17 protein-coding genes are annotated in these 19,243 nt (G+C 58.9%); 3 read left to right on the top strand and 14 right to left on the bottom strand.

The window, feature by feature from the left end; translation table 11 throughout:
• Positions 1–47: 47 nt before the first annotated feature.
• The 10 genes from CJF39_RS17355 to ccoN (CJF39_RS17310) form a co-directional block, all read right to left on the bottom strand.
• Complete coding sequence (locus tag CJF39_RS17355; protein WP_094994542.1) at positions 48–590, bottom strand: FixH family protein; 543 nt, start codon at positions 588–590, stop codon at positions 48–50.
• Between the two features lie 12 nt (positions 591–602).
• Positions 603–2,018 carry a cytochrome c oxidase accessory protein CcoG gene (gene ccoG, locus CJF39_RS17350; protein ID WP_094994541.1) on the bottom strand — a complete coding sequence of 472 codons (1,416 nt, stop codon included), beginning with the start codon at positions 2,016–2,018 and terminating at the stop codon, positions 603–605.
• Between the two features lie 328 nt (positions 2,019–2,346).
• Positions 2,347–3,324, bottom strand: a complete 978-nt coding sequence (ccoP, locus tag CJF39_RS17345) for a cytochrome-c oxidase, cbb3-type subunit III (RefSeq protein ID WP_094994540.1) — start codon at positions 3,322–3,324, stop codon at positions 2,347–2,349.
• Positions 3,321–3,512, bottom strand: coding sequence for a cbb3-type cytochrome oxidase subunit 3 (locus CJF39_RS17340; protein WP_080960189.1), 192 nt, complete (start codon positions 3,510–3,512; stop codon positions 3,321–3,323). The genes ccoP (CJF39_RS17345) and CJF39_RS17340 overlap by 4 nt, the downstream gene beginning before the upstream one ends.
• A gap of 5 nt (positions 3,513–3,517) precedes the next feature.
• Complete coding sequence (gene ccoO, locus CJF39_RS17335; protein ID WP_047275230.1) at positions 3,518–4,126, bottom strand: cytochrome-c oxidase, cbb3-type subunit II; 609 nt, start codon at positions 4,124–4,126, stop codon at positions 3,518–3,520.
• Complete coding sequence (gene ccoN / locus CJF39_RS17330) at positions 4,126–5,568, bottom strand: cytochrome-c oxidase, cbb3-type subunit I (RefSeq protein WP_094994539.1); 1,443 nt, start codon at positions 5,566–5,568, stop codon at positions 4,126–4,128. Before ccoN (CJF39_RS17330) ends, ccoO (CJF39_RS17335) begins: the two co-directional genes overlap by 1 nt.
• 480 nt (positions 5,569–6,048) lie before the next feature.
• Positions 6,049–6,987: a cytochrome-c oxidase, cbb3-type subunit III gene (ccoP, locus tag CJF39_RS17325; RefSeq protein ID WP_094994538.1), complete on the bottom strand. Its 939-nt coding sequence runs from the start codon at positions 6,985–6,987 to the stop codon at positions 6,049–6,051.
• A complete protein-coding gene (locus tag CJF39_RS17320; RefSeq protein ID WP_094994567.1) occupies positions 6,984–7,175 on the bottom strand; it encodes a cbb3-type cytochrome oxidase subunit 3 in 192 nt (63 codons plus the stop codon). Before CJF39_RS17320 ends, ccoP (CJF39_RS17325) begins: the two co-directional genes overlap by 4 nt.
• Positions 7,176–7,190: 15 nt before the next feature.
• On the bottom strand, positions 7,191–7,799 hold the full coding sequence (ccoO, locus tag CJF39_RS17315) for a cytochrome-c oxidase, cbb3-type subunit II (RefSeq protein ID WP_094994537.1): 609 nt from the start codon (positions 7,797–7,799) through the stop codon (positions 7,191–7,193).
• Positions 7,800–7,809: 10 nt separating this feature from the next.
• Complete coding sequence (gene ccoN, locus CJF39_RS17310; protein WP_047275220.1) at positions 7,810–9,234, bottom strand: cytochrome-c oxidase, cbb3-type subunit I; 1,425 nt, start codon at positions 9,232–9,234, stop codon at positions 7,810–7,812.
• A gap of 73 nt (positions 9,235–9,307) precedes the next feature.
• Between ccoN (CJF39_RS17310) and CJF39_RS17305 the strand changes: the two genes are divergently transcribed.
• The gene (locus CJF39_RS17305; RefSeq protein ID WP_094994536.1) at positions 9,308–10,015 is read left to right on the top strand and encodes an alpha/beta family hydrolase; all 708 of its coding nucleotides are present in this window, start codon (positions 9,308–9,310) and stop codon (positions 10,013–10,015) included.
• A gap of 25 nt (positions 10,016–10,040) precedes the next feature.
• Here CJF39_RS17305 and CJF39_RS17300 read toward each other — a convergent pair whose 3' ends face one another.
• The 3 genes from CJF39_RS17300 to acnA form a co-directional block, all read right to left on the bottom strand.
• Positions 10,041–11,606: a methyl-accepting chemotaxis protein gene (locus tag CJF39_RS17300; protein WP_094994535.1), complete on the bottom strand. Its 1,566-nt coding sequence runs from the start codon at positions 11,604–11,606 to the stop codon at positions 10,041–10,043.
• Positions 11,607–11,719: 113 nt separating this feature from the next.
• Positions 11,720–12,511: a CPBP family intramembrane glutamic endopeptidase gene (locus CJF39_RS17295; RefSeq protein ID WP_094994534.1), complete on the bottom strand. Its 792-nt coding sequence runs from the start codon at positions 12,509–12,511 to the stop codon at positions 11,720–11,722.
• A 111-nt stretch (positions 12,512–12,622) separates the two neighbouring features.
• Positions 12,623–15,364 carry an aconitate hydratase AcnA gene (gene acnA, locus CJF39_RS17290; RefSeq protein ID WP_094994533.1) on the bottom strand — a complete coding sequence of 914 codons (2,742 nt, stop codon included), beginning with the start codon at positions 15,362–15,364 and terminating at the stop codon, positions 12,623–12,625.
• Between the two features lie 385 nt (positions 15,365–15,749).
• Between acnA and rlmM the strand changes: the two genes are divergently transcribed.
• Together rlmM and tusA are read left to right on the top strand one after the other, a co-directional pair.
• Positions 15,750–16,826: a 23S rRNA (cytidine(2498)-2'-O)-methyltransferase RlmM gene (rlmM, locus tag CJF39_RS17285; RefSeq protein WP_094994532.1), complete on the top strand. Its 1,077-nt coding sequence runs from the start codon at positions 15,750–15,752 to the stop codon at positions 16,824–16,826.
• A 14-nt stretch (positions 16,827–16,840) separates the two neighbouring features.
• On the top strand, positions 16,841–17,089 hold the full coding sequence (gene tusA, locus CJF39_RS17280; protein WP_094994531.1) for a sulfurtransferase TusA: 249 nt from the start codon (positions 16,841–16,843) through the stop codon (positions 17,087–17,089).
• 90 nt (positions 17,090–17,179) lie between these two features.
• On the opposite strand, the gene CJF39_RS17275 is transcribed toward tusA, so the two are convergent.
• The gene (locus CJF39_RS17275) at positions 17,180–18,583 is read right to left on the bottom strand and encodes an MATE family efflux transporter (protein WP_094994530.1); all 1,404 of its coding nucleotides are present in this window, start codon (positions 18,581–18,583) and stop codon (positions 17,180–17,182) included.
• Positions 18,584–19,243 lie beyond the last annotated feature (660 nt).

Raw genomic sequence — 19,243 nt, 5'->3', positions numbered from 1 at the left:
TGCAGGGTTCGCGTATCCCTGTGACGACGGCCCTGCGGGCAATGTGTTTACTGTTTGGAGTGGTCTTCAGCGCCTTGCAGGGGTTCGTCACCCAACAACAGGTCTTTGTCGTGACCGACTTCTTCTTCCTCAAACAGGCGCCAGGTCTTGCCGTCTTCGACGCCCAGCAGCTCGACGAAGCGCCGACCTTCAACCTTGTCATCCAGCTGGCCGATGTAACGGCGCGGTTCCGACTCGCTCTGGGTCAGCAACACCTTGCGGTCTTTTTCAGGCTGGGTTGGCGAAATCAGGCTCAGTTCTAAGGTTTTCGGGTGGCTGTTGCCCTCAAGCAGCAGCACCACTTCACCGGTCATGCCATCCAGGTGCAACGTCGCCTTAAGGTTGAGGTTCTGGCCCAACAGCTCGCGGTCGAGCGAGCGGTTGATGCCTTTGCCCGCCTCGTAGTAGTTGTCATTGACCAGGTGGTCGGGGTTGTTCACCGCAATGGTGACCATCGACAGCGTGAGCGTCACCGAGCAAGCCAGGATGGCAATGATGATCCACGGCCACAGATGCTTGTACCACGGGCTGTAGGGTTTTGGTGCTGGCATGGCAAGGCTCTCTTATCTGATTTGGGGGCCGATGAAGCGGCTCTTGGCTTTAACGTTGATGTCGCTGTTGTCCGCGTCCTTGAGAATGAAATACACCTCATTGGTGCTGGACGGCAGCGCTTCGGGGGCAATCGACAGCTCGACCGGCATGCTGACGATATCGCCGGCGGCTACCTTGATCTCGCGTTTGCCTTGCAGTTTCAGGTCCGGCAGGCCCGTGGCGTCGAGCACGTAGGTATGGTCGTGCTGGTCCTTGTTCATGATCTTCAGGCTGTACACGTTTTCAATCCGGCCCTCAGCGTTTTCGCGGTACAGCACGCGGTCTTTGCTGACATCAAACCCGACCAGGCTGCGGGTAAAGAAGGCGGCGGCGAGCAAGCCCATCATCGTCAGCAGCACCAGCGCATACCCGATCAGGCGAGGGCGCAGCTTGTGGGTTTTTTGCCCGGACAAGTTGTGTTCGGTGGTGTAGCTGATGAGGCCGCGCGGGTAGTTCATCTTGTCCATGATGCTGTCACAGGCGTCGATACAAGCCGCGCAGCCGATGCACTCGATCTGCAGGCCGTCACGGATGTCGATCCCCGTCGGGCACACCTGTACGCACATGGTGCAGTCGATACAGTCACCCAGCCCTTGCGCCTTGTAGTCCGCATCTTTCTTGCGCGGGCCGCGGACTTCACCGCGACGCGGGTCGTAGGACACGATCAGTGTGTCCTTGTCGAACATCACGCTCTGGAACCGCGCATACGGGCACATGTAAATGCACACTTGTTCGCGCAGCCACCCGGCATTGCCGTAGGTGGCGAGGGTAAAGAAGCCGACCCAGAAATACGCCCAGCCATCGGCCTGGCCGGTGAAGAAATCGATCACCAGCTCGCGAATGGGGGAGAAGTAGCCGACAAAGGTCATGCCGGTGACAAAGCCGATCAGCAGCCACAGGCTGTGCTTGCTGAGCTTGCGCACGAACTTGTTGGCGCTCATCGGCGCTTTGTCGAGTTTGATGCGCTGGTTGCGGTCACCTTCGGTGACTTTTTCGCACCACATGAAAACCCAGGTCCACACGCTCTGCGGGCAGGTATAGCCACACCACACACGCCCGGCGTACACAGTAATGAAGAACAGGCCGAAGGCGGCGACGATCAGCAGGCCCGACAGCAGGATGAAATCCTGTGGCCAGAAGGTGGCGCCAAAAATGAAGAATTTACGTTCCGGAAGGTTCCACCAGACAGCCTGATGGCCGCCCCAGTTGAGCCAGACAGTGCCGAAGTACAGCAAAAACAGCACAGCCCCCCCGACCATTCGCAAATTGCGGAACAAACCGGTGAATGCGCGGGTGTAGATCTTTTCCCGGGCAGCATAGAGGTTGACGCTTTCAGGTGCCTTCTTGGCAGGTGGCGTTACATCGTGTACTGGAATCTGATTGCTCATTAGTGCGTCCCACGGCAGTGGAAAAATGCCGCGACCAGTGCGTGCCGGCCGCAGTCAGAAGGTGTTGCAGTGGCGCAATGATACGCCTGTGACTCTAGCTCAAGGGTGCGACCTTTGGTCGCGTTCCGAAAAAACAGAACTTGGTATAGCAGTTGTAACAAGTCATGACACAGATCAATTGACTTCAGTGTTTGGCTGCAGGCCGCAAAGCCCGTAGCACGCTTGGCCAGAGCGGTTTCATTGCGTTACGTGCAGTTTCTCATGGCGTAAAAAAGCCCCGCCAACACTGGGTGGCGGGGCTTTTTGTCAACGCGGTCAAACCACTGGGTTATTCAGCGGCCTTGGCGTCTTCACCGTGGGACAGGCTGTACACGTAAGCAGCCAGCAAGTGAACCTTGTCGTTCCCTTGCAGATCCGCTTGAGCAGGCATCTGGCCCTCACGGCCGTAACGGATGGTCTGCTGCAGTTGCGCGAAGCTCGAACCGTAAATGAATGCGCCCGGGTGAGTCAGGTTGGGTGCGCCCATCAGCGGGTTGCCTTTGCCTTCCGGGCCGTGACACACGGCACAGTTGGTGGCGAACAGCTCTTTGCCTTTGGCCGGATCAGCCTTGGCACCTTCTGGCAGCTTGCGGCCGTCCAGCTGGGTCAGCACGTAAGCGGCTACGTCGCTAACGCCCTGTTCGCCGATTATGTCAGCCCAGCCCGGCATCATCGCGTGGCGGCCATCCATGATGGTGGTCTTGATCTCTTGCGGGCTGCCGCCCCAGCGCCAGTCGGCGTCGGTCAGGTTAGGGAAGCCGTAAGCGCCCTTGGCGTCGGAACCGTGGCACACCGAGCAGTTGGACGCGAACAAACGGCCGCCCATTTTCAGTGCTTGCGGATCTTTAGCGACTTCCTCAATGGGCATGGCAGCGAATTTGGCGAAGATCGGACCAAATTTGGCATCCGATTTGGCCATTTCCTTTTCCCACTCGTGAACCCCGGTCCAGCCTGTCTGACCATTGGCAAACGGCGTTTCCTTTTGCAGGTCGAGGTACTGGTAACCCGGCAACAGGCCTTTCCAGTTACCCAGACCCGGGTACAGCACCAGGTAGCCCAAGGCAAAAATCACGGTGCCCACAAACAGCATGAACCACCATTTCGGCATCGGGTTGTCGTACTCTTCAATCCCGTCGTAAGAGTGCCCAACTGTCTCGTCAGTCTGTTCGCTGCGTTGCCCCTTGCGGGTGGCCAGCAACAACCAGGTCAAGGCGAAGATGGTACCCAGAGTGAGGACTGTGACGTACAGACTCCAGAACGTAGTCATTCTTTGTTACTCCTAGAAGCTTGCTCTTGCTCGACGTGCTTGATGGCTTCGGGATCATCCTTGAACGGCAACAGGGTTGCGTCTTCAAACTCCGACTTGCGGCGCGGGCTGAACACCCACAGCGCCAAACCGATAAAAGCCACCATCACGACGACAGTGCCCAGGCCACGAATCATCCCGATATCCATCTAGATCACCGTTTGCTTTTGATGATGGTGCCCAAGCCCTGGAGGTATGCCACCAGTGCGTCCATTTCGGTTTTGCCCTTCACTGCATCCTTGGCACCGGCGATGTCTTCGTCGGTGTAAGGGACGCCGAGCGTGCGCAAGACTTCCATTTTTTTCGCGGTGTCCTTGCCGTCCAGCTTGCGCTCCACGAGGAACGGATACGCGGGCATGACCGATTCCGGCACCACGTTGCGCGGGTTGTACAAGTGCGCACGTTGCCAGTCATCGGAGTAACGGCCGCCGACACGGGCCAGGTCCGGCCCGGTGCGCTTGGAACCCCACAGGAACGGGTGGTCCCAGACGCTTTCTCCGGCGACGGAATAATGGCCGTAACGTTCGGTTTCAGCACGGAACGGGCGGATCATTTGCGAGTGGCACTGAACGCAACCGTTGGCGATGTAGATGTCGCGGCCTTCGAGTTCAAGTGCCGAGCGCGGCTTCATGCCTTCGACGGGCGTGTTGGTCACGTCCTGGAAGAACAGCGGAACGATTTGGGTCAAACCACCAATGCTCACGGCGATGACCATGAAGAAGGCCATCAGGCCGATGTTCTTCTCGACTGTTTCGTGCTTCATCAGTGGGCTCCAACGACAGCGATCTTGGTGGCTGCTTCAGCTTCTACCGGGTTCGAGGCGCGTACCGTGCGGAACACGTTGTAGGCCATGAACAGCATGCCGCTGGCGAAGAAAGCACCGCCGATGGCGCGAACGATATAGCCCGGATGGCTGGCTTGCAGCGCTTCGACGAACGAGTAGGTGAGGGTGCCGTCGTCGTTGATGGCGCGCCACATCAGGCCCTGGGTGATGCCGTTGACCCACATCGACGCGATGTACAGCACGGTACCGATCGTTGCCAGCCAGAAGTGGGTGTTGATCAGGCTGGTGCTGTACATGGCCTTTTGCCCATAGAGGCGCGGAATCATGTGGTACAGGGCGCCGATGGAGATCATCGCAACCCAGCCCAACGCGCCGGCGTGAACGTGGCCGATGGTCCAGTCGGTGTAGTGCGACAGCGAGTTGACGGTCTTGATGGCCATCATCGGGCCTTCGAACGTCGACATGCCGTAGAACGCCAGCGATACCACCAAAAAGCGCAGGATCGGGTCGGTGCGCAGCTTATGCCAGGCGCCCGACAGGGTCATCATGCCGTTGATCATGCCGCCCCAGCTCGGTGCCAGCAGGATGATCGACATGGCCATGCCCAGCGACTGGGCCCAGTCCGGCAGTGCGGTGTAGTGCAAGTGGTGCGGACCGGCCCAGATGTACAGGGTGATCAGTGCCCAGAAATGCACGATCGACAGGCGGTACGAGTAGATCGGACGCTCGGCCTGCTTGGGAACGAAGTAATACATCATCCCCAGAAAGCCGGTGGTCAGGAAGAAACCCACGGCATTGTGGCCATACCACCACTGGATCATGGCGTCGGTCGCACCGGCGTAAGCCGAGTAGGACTTGAAGAGCGTCACGGGCAGGGAGGCGTGGTTCACGATGTGCAGCATGGCCGTTACGATGATGAATGCACCGTAGAACCAGTTACCCACGTAGATATGCTTGGTTTTGCGCTTGGTAATGGTCCCGAAGAACACAATGCCGTAGACCACCCAAACGATGGCCAGCAGGATAGCCAAAGGCCATTCCAGCTCTGCGTATTCTTTGGTCGTGGTGTAACCCAGCGGCAACGTGATCAAGGCGCCGACGATCACCGCTTGCCAGCCCCAGAAGGTAAAGGAGGCGAGGGCATCGGAGATCAGACGCGTTTGGCAGGTGCGCTGCACGACGTAATAAGAGGTGGCGAACAATGCACAACCACCGAAGGCGAAAATCACCAGGTTGGTGTGCAAGGGACGCAGACGGCCGAAGGTCGTCCACTCAAGGCCAAGGTTCAATTCAGGCCACACAAGTTGTGAAGCGATGAAAACCCCGAGCCCCATGCCAAGGATCCCCCAGACCACCGTCATGATGGCGAACTGGCGGACTACCTTATAGTTATAAGCAGTCGGACTGATTGCTGTGCTCATTCTAAGGTTCCACGGTTTAGGTGTTTTATTAGGAGTAAAAATCGGGCGCAAGTATGTATAAAGCGTAGGGTTATTGCAACGCAGCATGACCTCGGTCAATGCTTTCCAACGCTGATTCTGCGCCCTTTCCACACGTGTCGTAGGGTTAAATTGCACGACGAAAATCAAACGCATGGAGCACGCAAGCGAAGGGGGGTGGGACGGACAAAACCGGGTGCGATTAAGGCAAGACGACATCATGGCGAAGACCACAATCGACGATAGCCGTTATAAACCCAACCGTGTGGCCAGAAACACTGCCCTTCAACTGACCGATTTTTTTCGCTTGACCTGAACCCGGCGCACGCCGAAGCACAGAATTAAGAGCTTAGTCCTGAATGGCGAGAGAGCAATGAGGGACTGCTGGGAGGTGCGACACTTGGTCGCGCATGAAGGCGGGAACTGCCGCACCAAAACGATGCGGCAGGAAATGTCCGGAAATTATTCCGCTGATTTTTCCTCTTGCTTACCGTGGGACAAGCTGAACACGTAGGCGGCCAGCAGTTGCACCTTGTCGTTGCCCAACAATTCGTTCTGCGCCGGCATATGACCCTGGCGGCCGTGACGAATGGTTTGCTGCAACTGAGCCAGGCTGGTGCCGTAGATGAAGGCGGCCGGTTGGGTCAGGTCAGGTGCACCCATGATCGGTGTGCCTTTACCGGTGGCCCCGTGGCACGCCACACACGTGGTGTCGAACGCTTGCTTGCCTGCGGCCAGATCCACCGTGGCGCCTTGCGGCAACGGCAGGCCTGCCAGGTCATGACGCACATAAGCGGCGACGTTCTTGACCCCGTCTTCGCCCAGCACTTCGCCCCAGGCGGGCATGGCGGCTATACGACCGCCCATGATGGTGGCCTTGATGGTGTCGGCATCGCCGCCCCAGCGCCATGAGTTGTCGGCCAGGTTAGGGAAGCCGAACGCACCCTTGGCATCCGAACCGTGGCACACCGAGCAGTTGGACGCGAACAGGCGACCGCCCATTTTCAGGGCTTGCGGGTCCTGAGCCACTTGCTCAACGGGCATGGCGGCGTACTTGGCGAAAATCGGGCCGAACTTGGCATCTGCCTTGTCCATTTCCTTTTGCCATTCGTTGACGCCGGTCCAGCCGTTTTCATACCCAGGCAACAGGCCTTTCCAGTTGCCCAGGCCGGGGTAGAGGATCAGGTAGCCGACGCCAAATACCAGTGTGCCGACGAACAACATGAACCACCATTGCGGCAGCGGGTTGTCGTATTCCTCGATGCCATCAAAGGCATGGCCCATGGTCTCGACGGTTTCGCCTTTGGTTTCACCCTTGCGCGTACCAACCAGCAGCCAGGTCAGGCCAATCAACGTGCCGATGGTCAGCACGCAGATATAGATACTCCAGAAGGTGGTCATGCTTTGTTACTCCTAGACGCTTGTTCTTGCTCGACGTGTTTGATGGCTTCTGGATCGTCCTTGAAAGGCAGTAAGGTCGCGTCTTCGAATTCCGACTTGCGCCGCGGGCTGAATACCCACAGCGCCAGGCCAATAAAGGCCACTGCCACCACGACAGTGCCCAGGCCGCGAATCATTCCACTACTCATCTCCAAGACCATGGCTCACCTCTTGCTCTTGATCGCAGTGCCGAGGCCCTGCAAGTAAGCCACCAATGCGTCCATTTCAGTCTTGCCCTTGACCGCATCCTTGGCACCGGCGATGTCTTCGTCGGTGTACGGCACGCCCATCATGCGCATCACTTCCAGTTTCTTGCGGGTATGGCTGTCATCGACCGGTGTGGCCACCAGCCATGGATAGGCAGGCATCTTCGACTCGGGCACGACGTTGCGCGGGTTGTACAAGTGCGCACGGTGCCAGTCATCGGAGTAGCGGGCGCCGACGCGGGCCAGGTCCGGACCGGTACGCTTGGAACCCCACAGGAACGGGTGATCCCAGACGCTTTCACCGGCTACCGAGTAGTGACCGTAACGTTCGGTCTCGGCACGGAACGGACGAATCATCTGCGAGTGGCACTGCACGCAGCCTTCGCGGATGTAAATGTCACGGCCTTCCAGTTGCAACGCGGTGTAAGGCTTCATGCCCTCCACCGGGGTGTTGGTCACGTCTTCAAAAAACAGCGGCACGATCTGCGTCAGACCGCCGACACTCACACACAGAATCATCAGCAACAGCATCAGGCCAATGTTCTTCTCTACGACTTCATGTTTCATGGCGAACTCCTCAGGCCATCTGCGCGGCGGCTACGACTTCAGCGGGCTCGGCGTTACGCACGGTGCGCCAAGTGTTGTAAGCCATCAGCAACATGCCGCTGAGGAAGATCGCACCACCGATCAGACGTACGACAAACCCCGGGTGGCTGGCCACCAGTGTTTCGACGAAGGAGTACGTCAGCGTGCCGTCTTCGTTGACTGCGCGCCACATCAGGCCTTGCGCGATGCCGTTGACCCACATCGACGCGATGTACAGCACGGTGCCGATGGTTGCCAGCCAGAAGTGGGCGTTGATCAGGCCCAGGCTGTACATCTGCGGGCGACCGAAGATTTTCGGGATCATGTGGTACAGGGCGCCGATCGAGATCATGGCGACCCAACCCAGCGCACCCGCGTGTACGTGGCCGATGGTCCAGTCGGTGTAGTGGGAGAGGGCGTTGACGGTCTTGATGGCCATCATCGGGCCTTCGAAGGTCGACATGCCGTAGAACGCCAGCGATACCACCAAGAAGCGCAGAATCGGGTCGCTGCGCAACTTATGCCACGCCCCTGACAAGGTCATCATGCCGTTGATCATGCCGCCCCAGCTTGGCGCCAGCAGAATCAGCGACATCACCATGCCCAGCGACTGTGCCCAGTCCGGCAGTGCGGTGTAGTGCAAGTGGTGCGGACCGGCCCAGATGTACAGGGTGATCAGCGCCCAGAAGTGCACGATGGACAGGCGATAGGAGTAGATCGGACGTTCGGCCTGCTTCGGCACGAAGTAGTACATCATCCCCAGGAAGCCTGCCGTCAGGAAAAAGCCCACAGCGTTGTGGCCGTACCACCACTGGACCATGGCGTCAGTAGCGCCACCGTAGAGGGAGTAGGACTTGGTGAAGCTGACCGGGATTTCCAGGTTGTTGACGATGTGCAAAATCGCCACGGTGACGATGAACGCGCCGAAGAACCAGTTGCCCACGTAGATGTGCTTGGTCTTGCGCTTCATGATCGTGCCGAAGAAAACAATGGCGTAGGCGACCCAGACAATGGTGATCAAGATGTCGATCGGCCATTCCAGTTCGGCGTATTCCTTGGAACTGGTGAAGCCCAGCGGCAGGCTGATCGCGGCCAGCAAAATTACCAGCTGCCAACCCCAGAAGGTGAACGCCGCGATTTTTGGCGCGAATAAGGTCGCCTGGCAGGTGCGTTGCACCGAATAGAACGACGATGCGAACAGTGCGCAACCGCCGAAGGCGAAGATCACGGCATTGGTGTGCAATGGGCGCAGGCGCCCGAAACTGGTCCAAGGCAAATTGAAGTTAAGTTCAGGCCAGACCAACTGCGCGGCGAGAAAAACGCCGAGCCCCATACCGACGATGCCCCAAACCACCGTCATAATGGCAAATTGGCGGACCACCTTGTAGTTGTAGGCGGTACTTGTAGAAGTGTTCATGGTTCCCCATCCACGGATCAGGTGCGTGCAAACGCGCGCCTGGAGTTATAGGCAGACTAAAAGCGAGGCAAGCATGGGGGTAGCGGGTGATGTCGGTATTGACGGGGATCAATGGGCGCAGTGCGTGCAGGCGCGGGGCTGGCTATGGAATGGCGCGTCCACCGGTGGCTGTACGACCCTGATCCTGGCCCATGGCGCGGGCGCGCCAATGGACAGTCAGTGGATGAGTGAAATGGCTGAGCGCCTTGCCGTTCGCGGGGTTAACGTCCTTCGCTTCGAGTTCCCCTACATGGCGCAACGCAGGCTGGATGGTGGCAAAAGGCCTCCCAATCCACAGGCCAAACTGCTCGAATGCTGGCGTGAGGTTTTTAGCGAGGTGCGACGGCATGTCGCTGGGCCAATTGCCGTCGGTGGCAAGTCCATGGGCGGACGCATGGCAAGCCTGGTGGTCGATGAGTTGGGCGCGGATGCGCTGGTGTGCCTGGGCTACCCGTTTTATGCCTCGGGCAAGCCCGAAAAACCGCGTGTTGCGCATTTGGCCGAGCTGAAAACCCCAACCCTGATCGTTCAAGGAGCGCGCGATGCCTTGGGCAATCGTGAAACGGTGCAGGGTTACACCCTGGCGCCGAGTATTGACGTGATGTGGTTGGCAGCGGGGGATCACGATTTGAAGCCGCTCAAGGCGTCGGGGTACACCCATGCGCACCATTTGGACGCTGCGGCAGACAGGATTGCACACGGGTTGAAACCTGCCTGGTCGCTACCGGGCAACGCGAGATAGCGTCCGGTAGCGAGGCAGGGGCGGGTCAGCGGTTAAACCGCTCCACCAGCGAGTACTGCACGTTCACGGTCTGGGTCAGCTCTTCGCTCAACTGCGCTGAGCGCTGGGCCTGATCGGAGGTCTGGTCAGCCAGGTCGGCAATGGTGCTGATGTTGCGGCTGATTTCTTCCGCAACCGAGCTTTGCTCTTCGGTGGCAGCGGCAATTTGCGTGGTCATGTCGGTGATATTGGCCACCGCTTCACTGATCCCCACCAGCGCCTGATCCGCTTCCAGAACCCGCGCCACACCTTCTTCTGCCTGGCGATGCCCGGCGTCCATGGTTTGTACGGCGGTCGCAGCGGTCTGTTGCAGTTTGGCAATCAGGCTGTGGATCTGACCGGTCGAGGTGCTGGTGCGTTGTGCCAGTTGGCGCACTTCGTCCGCCACCACGGCAAAGCCACGGCCCATTTCACCGGCGCGGGCAGCTTCGATGGCCGCGTTGAGGGCCAGCAGGTTGGTCTGGTCGGCAATGCCTTTGATCACGTCCACCACGCCGCCGATTTCGTCACTGTCCTTGGCCAGTTGGGTAACGGTGGCGCCGGTTTCACCCACCACCACGGACAGACGCTCAATGGCTTCACGGGTTTCCCCAGCGATGTCGCGGCCGCGACTGGTCAGGCGGTTGGCTTCTTGTGTGGCGTCGGCGGTGCGTTGCACGTGGCTGGCGACTTCTTGGGTGGTGGCTGCCATCTGATTCACGGCAGTGGCCACTTGCTCAGTCTCCAGACGCTGGCGCTCAAGCCCGCTGGAGCTTTGATGCGCAAGGGCGTCGGATTGACGGGCTTGATCGCTCAAATGCTCGGCGGTGTCCTGCAAACGTGTCAGGCAGGTTTTCAGGCGTGCTTCCTGGCTGAGGATGGACATTTCCAGGCGCGCCTGCGGGCCACGGCTGTCGGTGTACATCTGCGCAATCAGCGGGTCGGATGTGGTCTGTTCCGCCAGACGCAGCAAGCGTTTGATCCCGCGTTGCTGCCAGCTCAGGCCCAGCAGCCCCAGCGGAATCGACAACACCGCAGCCAGCACAAACCCCCAGCTTGAGGTGAGTAGGGCGCCAATCATGAAGCTCAGTTGGCTGACCAGAATGAACGGCAACCAGTCCTGCAATACCGGCAACCATTTGTCCCGCTGTGGAATCGCAGGCTTGCCCCGGTTGATCCGCGAATACAGGGCTTCGGCGCGCCGAATCTGTTCGGCAGTCGGTTTTACCCGCACCGATTCGTATCCCACCACACGCTCGTTTTCAAACACTGGCGTGACATACGCGTTGACCCAGTAATGGTCACCGGTCTTGCAGCGGTTTTTCACGATGCCCATCCACGGCAGGCCCTTTTTCAAGGTGGTCCACATGTGGTCAAAGACCGCTGGCGGCACATCGGGATGGCGCACGAGGTTGTGTGGGGCACGCATCAGCTCATCACGCGAAAAGCCGCTGATCTCCACAAAGGCGTCGTTGCAATACGTGATCACACCTTTGGCATCGGTCGTGGAAATCAACCGTTGCTGAGCGGGGAATGTGCGTTCGCGTTGTGTGATGGGCTGGTTATTACGCATGTCGTTTCAATCCGCAAGGCTTTGAAAGGGTGTCGGCGCTGGCTGGGATTTGTTTAATTTATATTTCAGTCCACGGGCGCCGGGGCGGCGCCGCGCAGGCTATGTTTCGACGCTCAGGGCATTAGCATCGGGTAGGTAAAAAAAACGAAGTGCAGCACGTTGAGTCCCAAGTGGGTAGCGATTGCCGCGCTCAGGCCGCCAAAACGGTAGGCCAGACCATAGCCGACCCCTGCGATTCCCGCCAATAACACCCATTGCCAGCCTGCGGCAAAATGCGCCAGGCCAAACAGCAGCGAAGCGACCAACAGCGCGAGGGTCTGACCATACGGCACGTGTTTGAACCAGCGGCTCAACCCGCCTTGTACGTAGCCGCGAAACAGCGCCTCTTCGACCAGGGTCACCAGCAGCAGGTTATTCAATAACCACAGCCCGCCTTGCGCTGGCCATTTCGGTGCCCAGGCGATCATGCCCAACAGCATTGCACCGCCCAAGGCACCGATCGCTGCCAGCGCCAGCCCCATCAAGGTCGCGCCCAGCGAGGCACGCCAGTTGAAGCGCGTGGCGATCCACGGGCACACCAGCAACAGCCAGAACCCGATCAGGGGTTTGTCCAGGTTCAGGTACATCGAAAACGGCACCGCGTCGGCGGACAGCCGTTCGGGGGCGATGGCACGGCCGTTATGGAAACCCGGCAGCCAGTGCAGGGCCAAGGCCAGCGCCAACAGTACAAACAGGCCGTGTCCGGCATAGCGCAGGTACGGGGTACGGGTTTGTAACACCGCGAGCCCGCTGATGATGAGCAATGACAACGCGGTGAGGGCTTGCAGGCTTAATTGGCCGTAGCTCAGGGCCAGGCCATAGCCCAAGGTTAAGAGGGCCAAGTATGGCCAGGGCAGTGAACGCATGAAAATCCTTAAGTGCTCGATAAAAAAACGCCCCGAAATGCGTCGGGGCGTAAGTATAACGATCAAGCTTTCAAGGAATTACCAATAAATATCGTCAGTTATTTCCGAATTTCAGGAGGCAATCAGCTGACGCAACACGTAATGCAGAATGCCTCCGGCCTTGAAGTACTCGACCTCGTTCAGGGTGTCGATGCGGCACAGCACTTCGACCTGTTCCTTGCGGCCGTCTTCACGGGTGATGACCAGCGTCAGGTTCATGCGCGGCTGTAACTCGGCCCCGGTCAGACCCAGGATGTCGAGCGTTTCCTTGCCAGTCAGGTTCAGGCGCTTGCGGTTCTGGTCCAGCTTGAACTGCAATGGCAGCACGCCCATGCCCACCAGATTGGAGCGGTGAATACGCTCAAAGCTCTCGGCAATCACCGCCTTGACCCCCAGCAGGTTGGTGCCTTTGGCAGCCCAGTCACGGCTAGAGCCGGTGCCGTATTCTTGACCGGCAATCACCACCAGCGGCGTGCCTGACGCCTGATAGCGCATGGCGGCGTCGTAGATCGACAGTTTCTCGCCGGTAGGTATGTAAATCGTATTGCCGCCTTCTTCGCCGCCGAGCATTTCGTTACGAATGCGGATGTTGGCAAAGGTCCCGCGCATCATCACTTCATGGTTGCCGCGGCGCGACCCGTATGAGTTGAAATCCCGCGGTTCGACGCCTTTTTCGCGCAGGTAGCGCCCGGCCGGGCTGTCCGCCTTGATATTGCCGGCAGGGGAGATGTGGTCCGTGGTGACCGAATCCCCCAGCAGCGCCAGCACCCGTGCCGCTTTGACGTCGTTGATCACCGGCAATGGCCCGCTGATGTCATCGAAGAACGGTGGGTGTTGGATGTAGGTCGAATCCTGTTGCCACACGTAGGTGGCCGCTTGAGGCACTTCAATGGCCTGCCATTGTTCGTCCCCGGCAAACACTTCGGCGTATTCCTTATGGAACATGGCGGTGGTGACTTGCGCCACAGCGTCAGCGATCTCTTTTTGGCTTGGCCAGATGTCACGCAGGTAGACCGGCTGGCCATCCTTGCCAATTCCCAGCGGTTCGCTGCTGATGTCGGTGCGCACACTGCCAGCCAACGCATAGGCCACGACCAAGGGCGGCGACGCCAGCCAGTTGGTTTTCACCAGCGGGTGAACACGGCCTTCAAAGTTACGGTTGCCCGACAGCACGGAGGCCACGGTCAGGTCGCTCTGGGTGATGGCTTTTTCGATGGGGTCCGGCAGCGGCCCGGAGTTACCGATACACGTGGTGCAACCATACCCCACCAGCGAGAAGCCCAGTTGATCCAGGTACGGCGTCAGGCCGGCTGCCTGGTAATAATCGGTGACCACCTTGGACCCTGGCGCAAGGGAGGTTTTGACCCAAGGCTGGGTCATGAGGCCTTTTTCCACGGCTTTTTTAGCCACCAGACCGGCAGCCATCATCACGCTCGGGTTGGACGTGTTGGTGCACGACGTAATCGCAGCAATCACCACGGCGCCATTTTTCAGGCGATAGGTTTTGCCTTCCCAACTGTATTCGGCTTCGCCCACCAAATCGGCATTGCCCACGGCCACGCCTCCACCGCCCTCACTTTCAAGACGGCCTTCTTCTTTACTGGTGGGTTTGAATTGCAGGCTCATGAAGTCATTGAACGCCTGACCGACGTTGGGCAGCGACACGCGGTCTTGCGGGCGCTTCGGCCCGGCCAGACTGGCTTCCACGCTGCCCATGTCGAGGGCCAGCGTGTCCGTGAACACCGGCTCCTGGCCCGGTTCGCGCCACAGCCCCTGCGCTTTGCAATAGGCTTCGACCAGCTTCACGGTGGCTTCGGGACGACCCGACAGGCGCAGGTACTCCAGCGTGATGTGATCCACCGGGAAAAAGCCGCAGGTGGCGCCATATTCGGGGGCCATGTTGGCCAAGGTGGCGCGGTCGGCCAAAGGCAAATCTGCCAGACCGTCGCCATAAAATTCGACGAATTTGCCGACCACACCTTTGCTGCGCAGCATTTGTGTGACGGTCAGCACCAGGTCAGTGGCGGTGATGCCTTCCTTGAGCTTGCCGCTGAGTTTGAACCCTACGACTTCCGGAATCAGCATCGACACTGGCTGGCCGAGCATCGCGGCTTCGGCTTCGATACCGCCCACGCCCCAGCCCAGAACACCGAGGCCGTTGATCATGGTGGTGTGGGAATCGGTTCCCACCAGGGTGTCGGGGAAGGCGTAGGTGCGGCCGTCCTCATCCTTGGTCCAGACCGTGCGGCCCAAGTACTCAAGGTTGACCTGATGGCAAATGCCGGTGCCCGGCGGTACGACGCTGAAGTTGTCGAAGGCACTTTGGCCCCAGCGCAGAAACGCATAACGTTCGCCGTTGCGTTCCATCTCGATATCAACGTTTTGTTCAAAAGCGTCCGGGCTGGCGAACTTGTCCACCATCACGGAGTGGTCGATCACCAAATCCACTGGCGACAGCGGGTTGATGCGCTGGGGGTCGCCACCGGCCTTGGCCATGGCGGCCCGCATGGCCGCCAAATCAACCACTGCAGGTACGCCGGTAAAGTCCTGCATCAGCACCCGCGCAGGACGGTACTGAATTTCCCGGTCCGAACGTCGTTCTTTCAACCAACCGGCGAGGGCCTTGAGGTCCGACTCGGTGACGGTTTTATCGTCTTGCCAACGCAGCAGGTTTTCCAGCAGCACCTTGAGCGACATGGGCAATGTGCTCAAATCGCCGAGCGAGTTGGCGGCCAGTGGCAGGCTGAAATAGTGATAAGTCTTATCGTCGACTTTTAGGGTGGAGAGGGTCTTCAGGCTATCGAGGGAGGACATGAAATGACTCCTTTAGATCCGCACGGTGACGGATCGTGTGGAACAAACTGAGCTTCTAACCTAGGGGCTGGTCCCGTTTCATGCAAGCCACGACCCGAAGGGACGAAAGCCCGCGTGGCGCAGGGTGGCGTTGCGCGAAGCGTATTGGGAACAACCCAACCACGCTTGTCGCGCCTTGCCCTGCACCACGTGGGTTTTCGTCGCGGCTGCTATGAAACGTGAACAGACCCTAGCCCTGATTCATCAAACTGGCTAATAACTGGACTGCCCATGCGGGTTCAAGGTTCCAATCTCAGTTATCATGCCGGCCTTTTTGTGACAGTCCTTGCTCCAAAGCAGGGTTGTGCAGCAGACCAATCCTTGTCAGCTGCCCAGGAGTGATTCAATGAACACCGTTTTTATGCACTGCCGCCCCGGTTTTGAGGGTGAAGTTTGTTCGGAAATTGCCGAGCATGCCGCGCGCCTTAATGTGTCCGGCTACGCGAAAGCCAAACCGGCCAGTGCCTGCGCTGAATTCGTCTGCACCGAAGAGGGTGGCGCCGAACGCCTGATGCGCGGTTTGCGTTTCGCCGAGCTGATTTTTCCCCGGCAGTGGGCGCGGGGAGCGTTCGTCGAGCTGCCTGAGACCGACCGTATCAGCGTGATCCTGGGCCGCATGGACGGTTTCCCCGTGTGCGGCAGCCTGTGGCTGGAAATGGTCGACACCAATGACGGTAAAGAGCTGTCGAATTTCTGTAAAAAGTTTGATGCGCATTTGCGCAAGGCACTGATTAAAGCCGGCAAATTGGTGGAAGACGATGACAGCAAGCCGCGCCTGTTGCTGACAGTCAAAAGTGGCCGCGAGTTGTTTCTCGGGCTTGCAGAGTCCGACAACAGCGCGATGTGGCCCATGGGCATCCCGCGCCTGAAGTTCCCCCGTGAAGCGCCGAGCCGCTCGACCTTGAAGCTGGAGGAGGCCTGGCACCATTTCATCCCCCGCGACCAGTGGGACGAGCGCCTGCACAGCGACATGACCGGGGTTGACCTCGGTGCGGCGCCCGGCGGTTGGACCTGGCAATTGGTCAATCGCGGCATGCTGGTGACCGCCATCGACAATGGCCCGATGGCCGAGAGCCTGATGGACACCGGGCTGGTGCAGCACTTGATGGCCGATGGTTTTACCTTCAAGCCCCGCGAGCCGGTGGACTGGATGGTCTGCGATATCGTTGAAAAACCCGCGCGCAATGCGGCAATGCTGGAGGAGTGGATCGGCGAAGGCCACTGCCGTGAAGCGGTGGTTAACCTCAAATTGCCGATGAAACAGCGGTATGCCGAAGTCCGGCGTTTGCTGGACCGTATCGCGGATGGCTTCAAGGCACGCGGCATTACGGTTGAGATCGGCTGCAAACAGCTGTACCACGACCGTGAAGAAGTCACTTGCCATTTGCGTCGAATAGACGTCAAAAAACCCAAATCTCGCTGATTCAGGAGTCACTGATGAGTTTTGCAGACCTGCCGGTTGACGGCACGCTGGACGCCACCGGGCTCAACTGCCCCGAGCCGGTGATGATGTTGCACCAACACATTCGGGACCTGGTGCCAGGCGGCCTGTTGAAGGTCATCGCCACCGACCCGTCTACGCGCCGGGACATTCCCAAGTTTTGTGTGTTTCTCGACCATGAACTGGTCGGACAGGTAGAAGAGGCGGGGACCTACCTGTACTGGATCCGTAAAAAACAGGGCTGAAACGGATCGCTGCCAATAGTCGCTGCCCGTGCAGGCGAAGGGCTGTACCGCAACCCGTTCAGCCAATCGCTGCCTGGCAGCGCCAGCCCTTTATTGGCCGACGGCGCGAATGCGTTTTTTCGCGCTGCTTACCAAGCGTGCGCTGAGCATCATCGCGGCGCACGTCAGGCCCACAATCAAGCCCTGCCACAGCCCACTCGGGCCGCTCGGCTCACCGAACCAGTCGGTCAGGCCTAACGCATAGCCCACCGGCAAGCCCACTCCCCAATACGCAAACAAGGTCATGATCATCGTTACCCGCGTGTCCTGATAGCCGCGCAGCGCGCCCGCCGCTGTCACCTGGATCACGTCCGAAAACTGAAACAGCGCCGCGAACACCAGCAACAGGGTGGCGACTTCCAACACCATAGGGTCAGCGGTGTAGATACTGGCAATCGGCCCGCGCAGCAACAGAATCAAGCTGGCTGACATGCACGCCCAGATCAGCGCCGTACCCATGCCCACGCCTGCGACAAACCGGGCTTCGCGCGGTTGCTGGCGCCCCAGTGCCTGACCGACGCGCACGGTGATGGCCATGCCCAGCGAATACGGGATCATGAACACCAGCGAACTGAAGTTAAGGGCAATCTGATGGCCCGACACCACGGTGGCGCCCAGACTGCCGATCAACAGGGCGATGACGGCGAAGATGCTCGACTCGGCAAAAACCGCGATGCCAATGGGCAGGCCGACGCTGAGCAAACGCTTGAGGATCGACCACTTGGGCCATTCAAACTGGCTGTAAACCTGGCTCGATTGATAGATCGCACCGCGAAAGGTCCAGACCAGCATGCCGAGTGCCATGAACCACATCACGATGGCCGTGGCCCAGCCACAACCGACGCCGCCCATGGCCGGAACGCCAAAGTGACCATAAATGAACACGTAGTTGATGGGGATGTTCAGCGCCAGCCCCAACAGGCCCAGCACCATGCTTGGTCGGGTTTTGCCCAGGCCGTCACTGAACCCGCGCAATACGCAGTAAACCGCCACGGCAGGCATACCGCTGGCAATTCCGTACAAGTAGCCCATGCACGGCTCGATCAGGTCGGGTGCGACCTTCATCCAGTGCAGCAGCGGTTCTGCGGCGATCAGGATCAACGCAGCGCACAGCCCGGTAATCAAGGCCAGCCACAGTGCCTGACGCACGATGGGGCCGATTTCGCTGTGGGTGTTGGCGCCAAAACGCAGGGCGACTTTCGGGGTGGTGGCCAGCAGAATCCCCGACATCAGCAAAAACACCGGCACCCACACTGAGTTGCCCAGCGCCACCGCCGCCAGATCCCGTGGCCCGACACGGCCAGCCATGACCGCATCGACAAACCCCATTGCCGTGGTGGCCACTTGCGAAATGATGATGGGAAACGCCAGTAAAAGCAGGGCGCGCACTTCGGTGCGCACACGTGCAGGGCGGCTGACAAGGGGGGCAGATCGATCAGGAGAAACAGAGTTCACAAGCGTGCATCCAGAGTGTTTAACGCGCAAAGGCAGGGATTGTACGCCCCCTTCACCCTCGGGCAACTGTGCAGTTGTAGGCAGTTTGTAAGAGGGGGGGGTAGACACAATTAATTAGACTGACTGTTCCTTCTGCCTGAACAGTCCTGAAGTCATGCCTAAAACCGGACGCCCTCGCTCGATTGCCGCTGAGTACTACCTGCTGCTGGTACTGCAACCTGATAGTGACGGTGCACTATAAATTTTTGTACCTGAATACCTTTATATAACTTCAATATTATTAGAAAGTTCAGAAAATTCCTTCAATCTTTCACACCTCTTTCTAATAAGGTGCTCATCTCAATACCCTTCGGTAGCACTTAAGTTCGTGTTCTCAACCGTTATACTTTTGGATCGAAACAAATAAAGTCATATGGCCTGAAATAAAGGCATACCTCAGGTTTGGGAACGTTATGGCGGAGGTGGTGGCAGTGGTATCGGCGGTCGTTATTTGCGTGACATGACAGATGCTGAAATTGCCGAACGTGAGGAAAGGCAAAAGCCTTATCAGGCCATGTTGGCAAGACAGCGCGCTTATGAAGACTGATCTTGCCCAGCAACCGTGGACACAGTTTCAAGCACTCATCCGGGCCTCGTAGGCTTGCGGGCTGATGTGCCCCA

The organism is Pseudomonas lundensis (assembly GCF_002269125.1).
GTDB lineage: Bacteria > Pseudomonadota > Gammaproteobacteria > Pseudomonadales > Pseudomonadaceae > Aquipseudomonas > Aquipseudomonas lundensis_A.
This window is presented reverse-complemented; position numbering and strand designations above follow the sequence as displayed.

Excerpts from the sequence above, each read along its gene's own strand:
- CJF39_RS17355 (WP_094994542.1), bottom strand. The coding sequence starts at position 590 with ATGCCAGCACCAAAACCCTACAGCCCGTGGTACAAGCATCTGTGGCCG.
- ccoG (WP_094994541.1), bottom strand. The coding sequence starts at position 2,018 with ATGAGCAATCAGATTCCAGTACACGATGTAACGCCACCTGCCAAGAAG.
- ccoP (WP_094994540.1), bottom strand. The coding sequence starts at position 3,324 with ATGACTACGTTCTGGAGTCTGTACGTCACAGTCCTCACTCTGGGTACC.
- CJF39_RS17340 (WP_080960189.1), bottom strand. The coding sequence starts at position 3,512 with ATGGATATCGGGATGATTCGTGGCCTGGGCACTGTCGTCGTGATGGTG.
- ccoO (WP_047275230.1), bottom strand. The coding sequence starts at position 4,126 with ATGAAGCACGAAACAGTCGAGAAGAACATCGGCCTGATGGCCTTCTTC.
- ccoN (WP_094994539.1), bottom strand. The coding sequence starts at position 5,568 with ATGAGCACAGCAATCAGTCCGACTGCTTATAACTATAAGGTAGTCCGC.
- ccoP (WP_094994538.1), bottom strand. The coding sequence starts at position 6,987 with ATGACCACCTTCTGGAGTATCTATATCTGCGTGCTGACCATCGGCACG.
- CJF39_RS17320 (WP_094994567.1), bottom strand. The coding sequence starts at position 7,175 with ATGAGTAGTGGAATGATTCGCGGCCTGGGCACTGTCGTGGTGGCAGTG.
- ccoO (WP_094994537.1), bottom strand. The coding sequence starts at position 7,799 with ATGAAACATGAAGTCGTAGAGAAGAACATTGGCCTGATGCTGTTGCTG.
- ccoN (WP_047275220.1), bottom strand. The coding sequence starts at position 9,234 with ATGAACACTTCTACAAGTACCGCCTACAACTACAAGGTGGTCCGCCAA.
- CJF39_RS17305 (WP_094994536.1), top strand. The coding sequence starts at position 9,308 with ATGGGGGTAGCGGGTGATGTCGGTATTGACGGGGATCAATGGGCGCAG.
- CJF39_RS17300 (WP_094994535.1), bottom strand. The coding sequence starts at position 11,606 with ATGCGTAATAACCAGCCCATCACACAACGCGAACGCACATTCCCCGCT.
- CJF39_RS17295 (WP_094994534.1), bottom strand. The coding sequence starts at position 12,511 with ATGCGTTCACTGCCCTGGCCATACTTGGCCCTCTTAACCTTGGGCTAT.
- acnA (WP_094994533.1), bottom strand. The coding sequence starts at position 15,364 with ATGTCCTCCCTCGATAGCCTGAAGACCCTCTCCACCCTAAAAGTCGAC.
- rlmM (WP_094994532.1), top strand. The coding sequence starts at position 15,750 with ATGAACACCGTTTTTATGCACTGCCGCCCCGGTTTTGAGGGTGAAGTT.
- tusA (WP_094994531.1), top strand. The coding sequence starts at position 16,841 with ATGAGTTTTGCAGACCTGCCGGTTGACGGCACGCTGGACGCCACCGGG.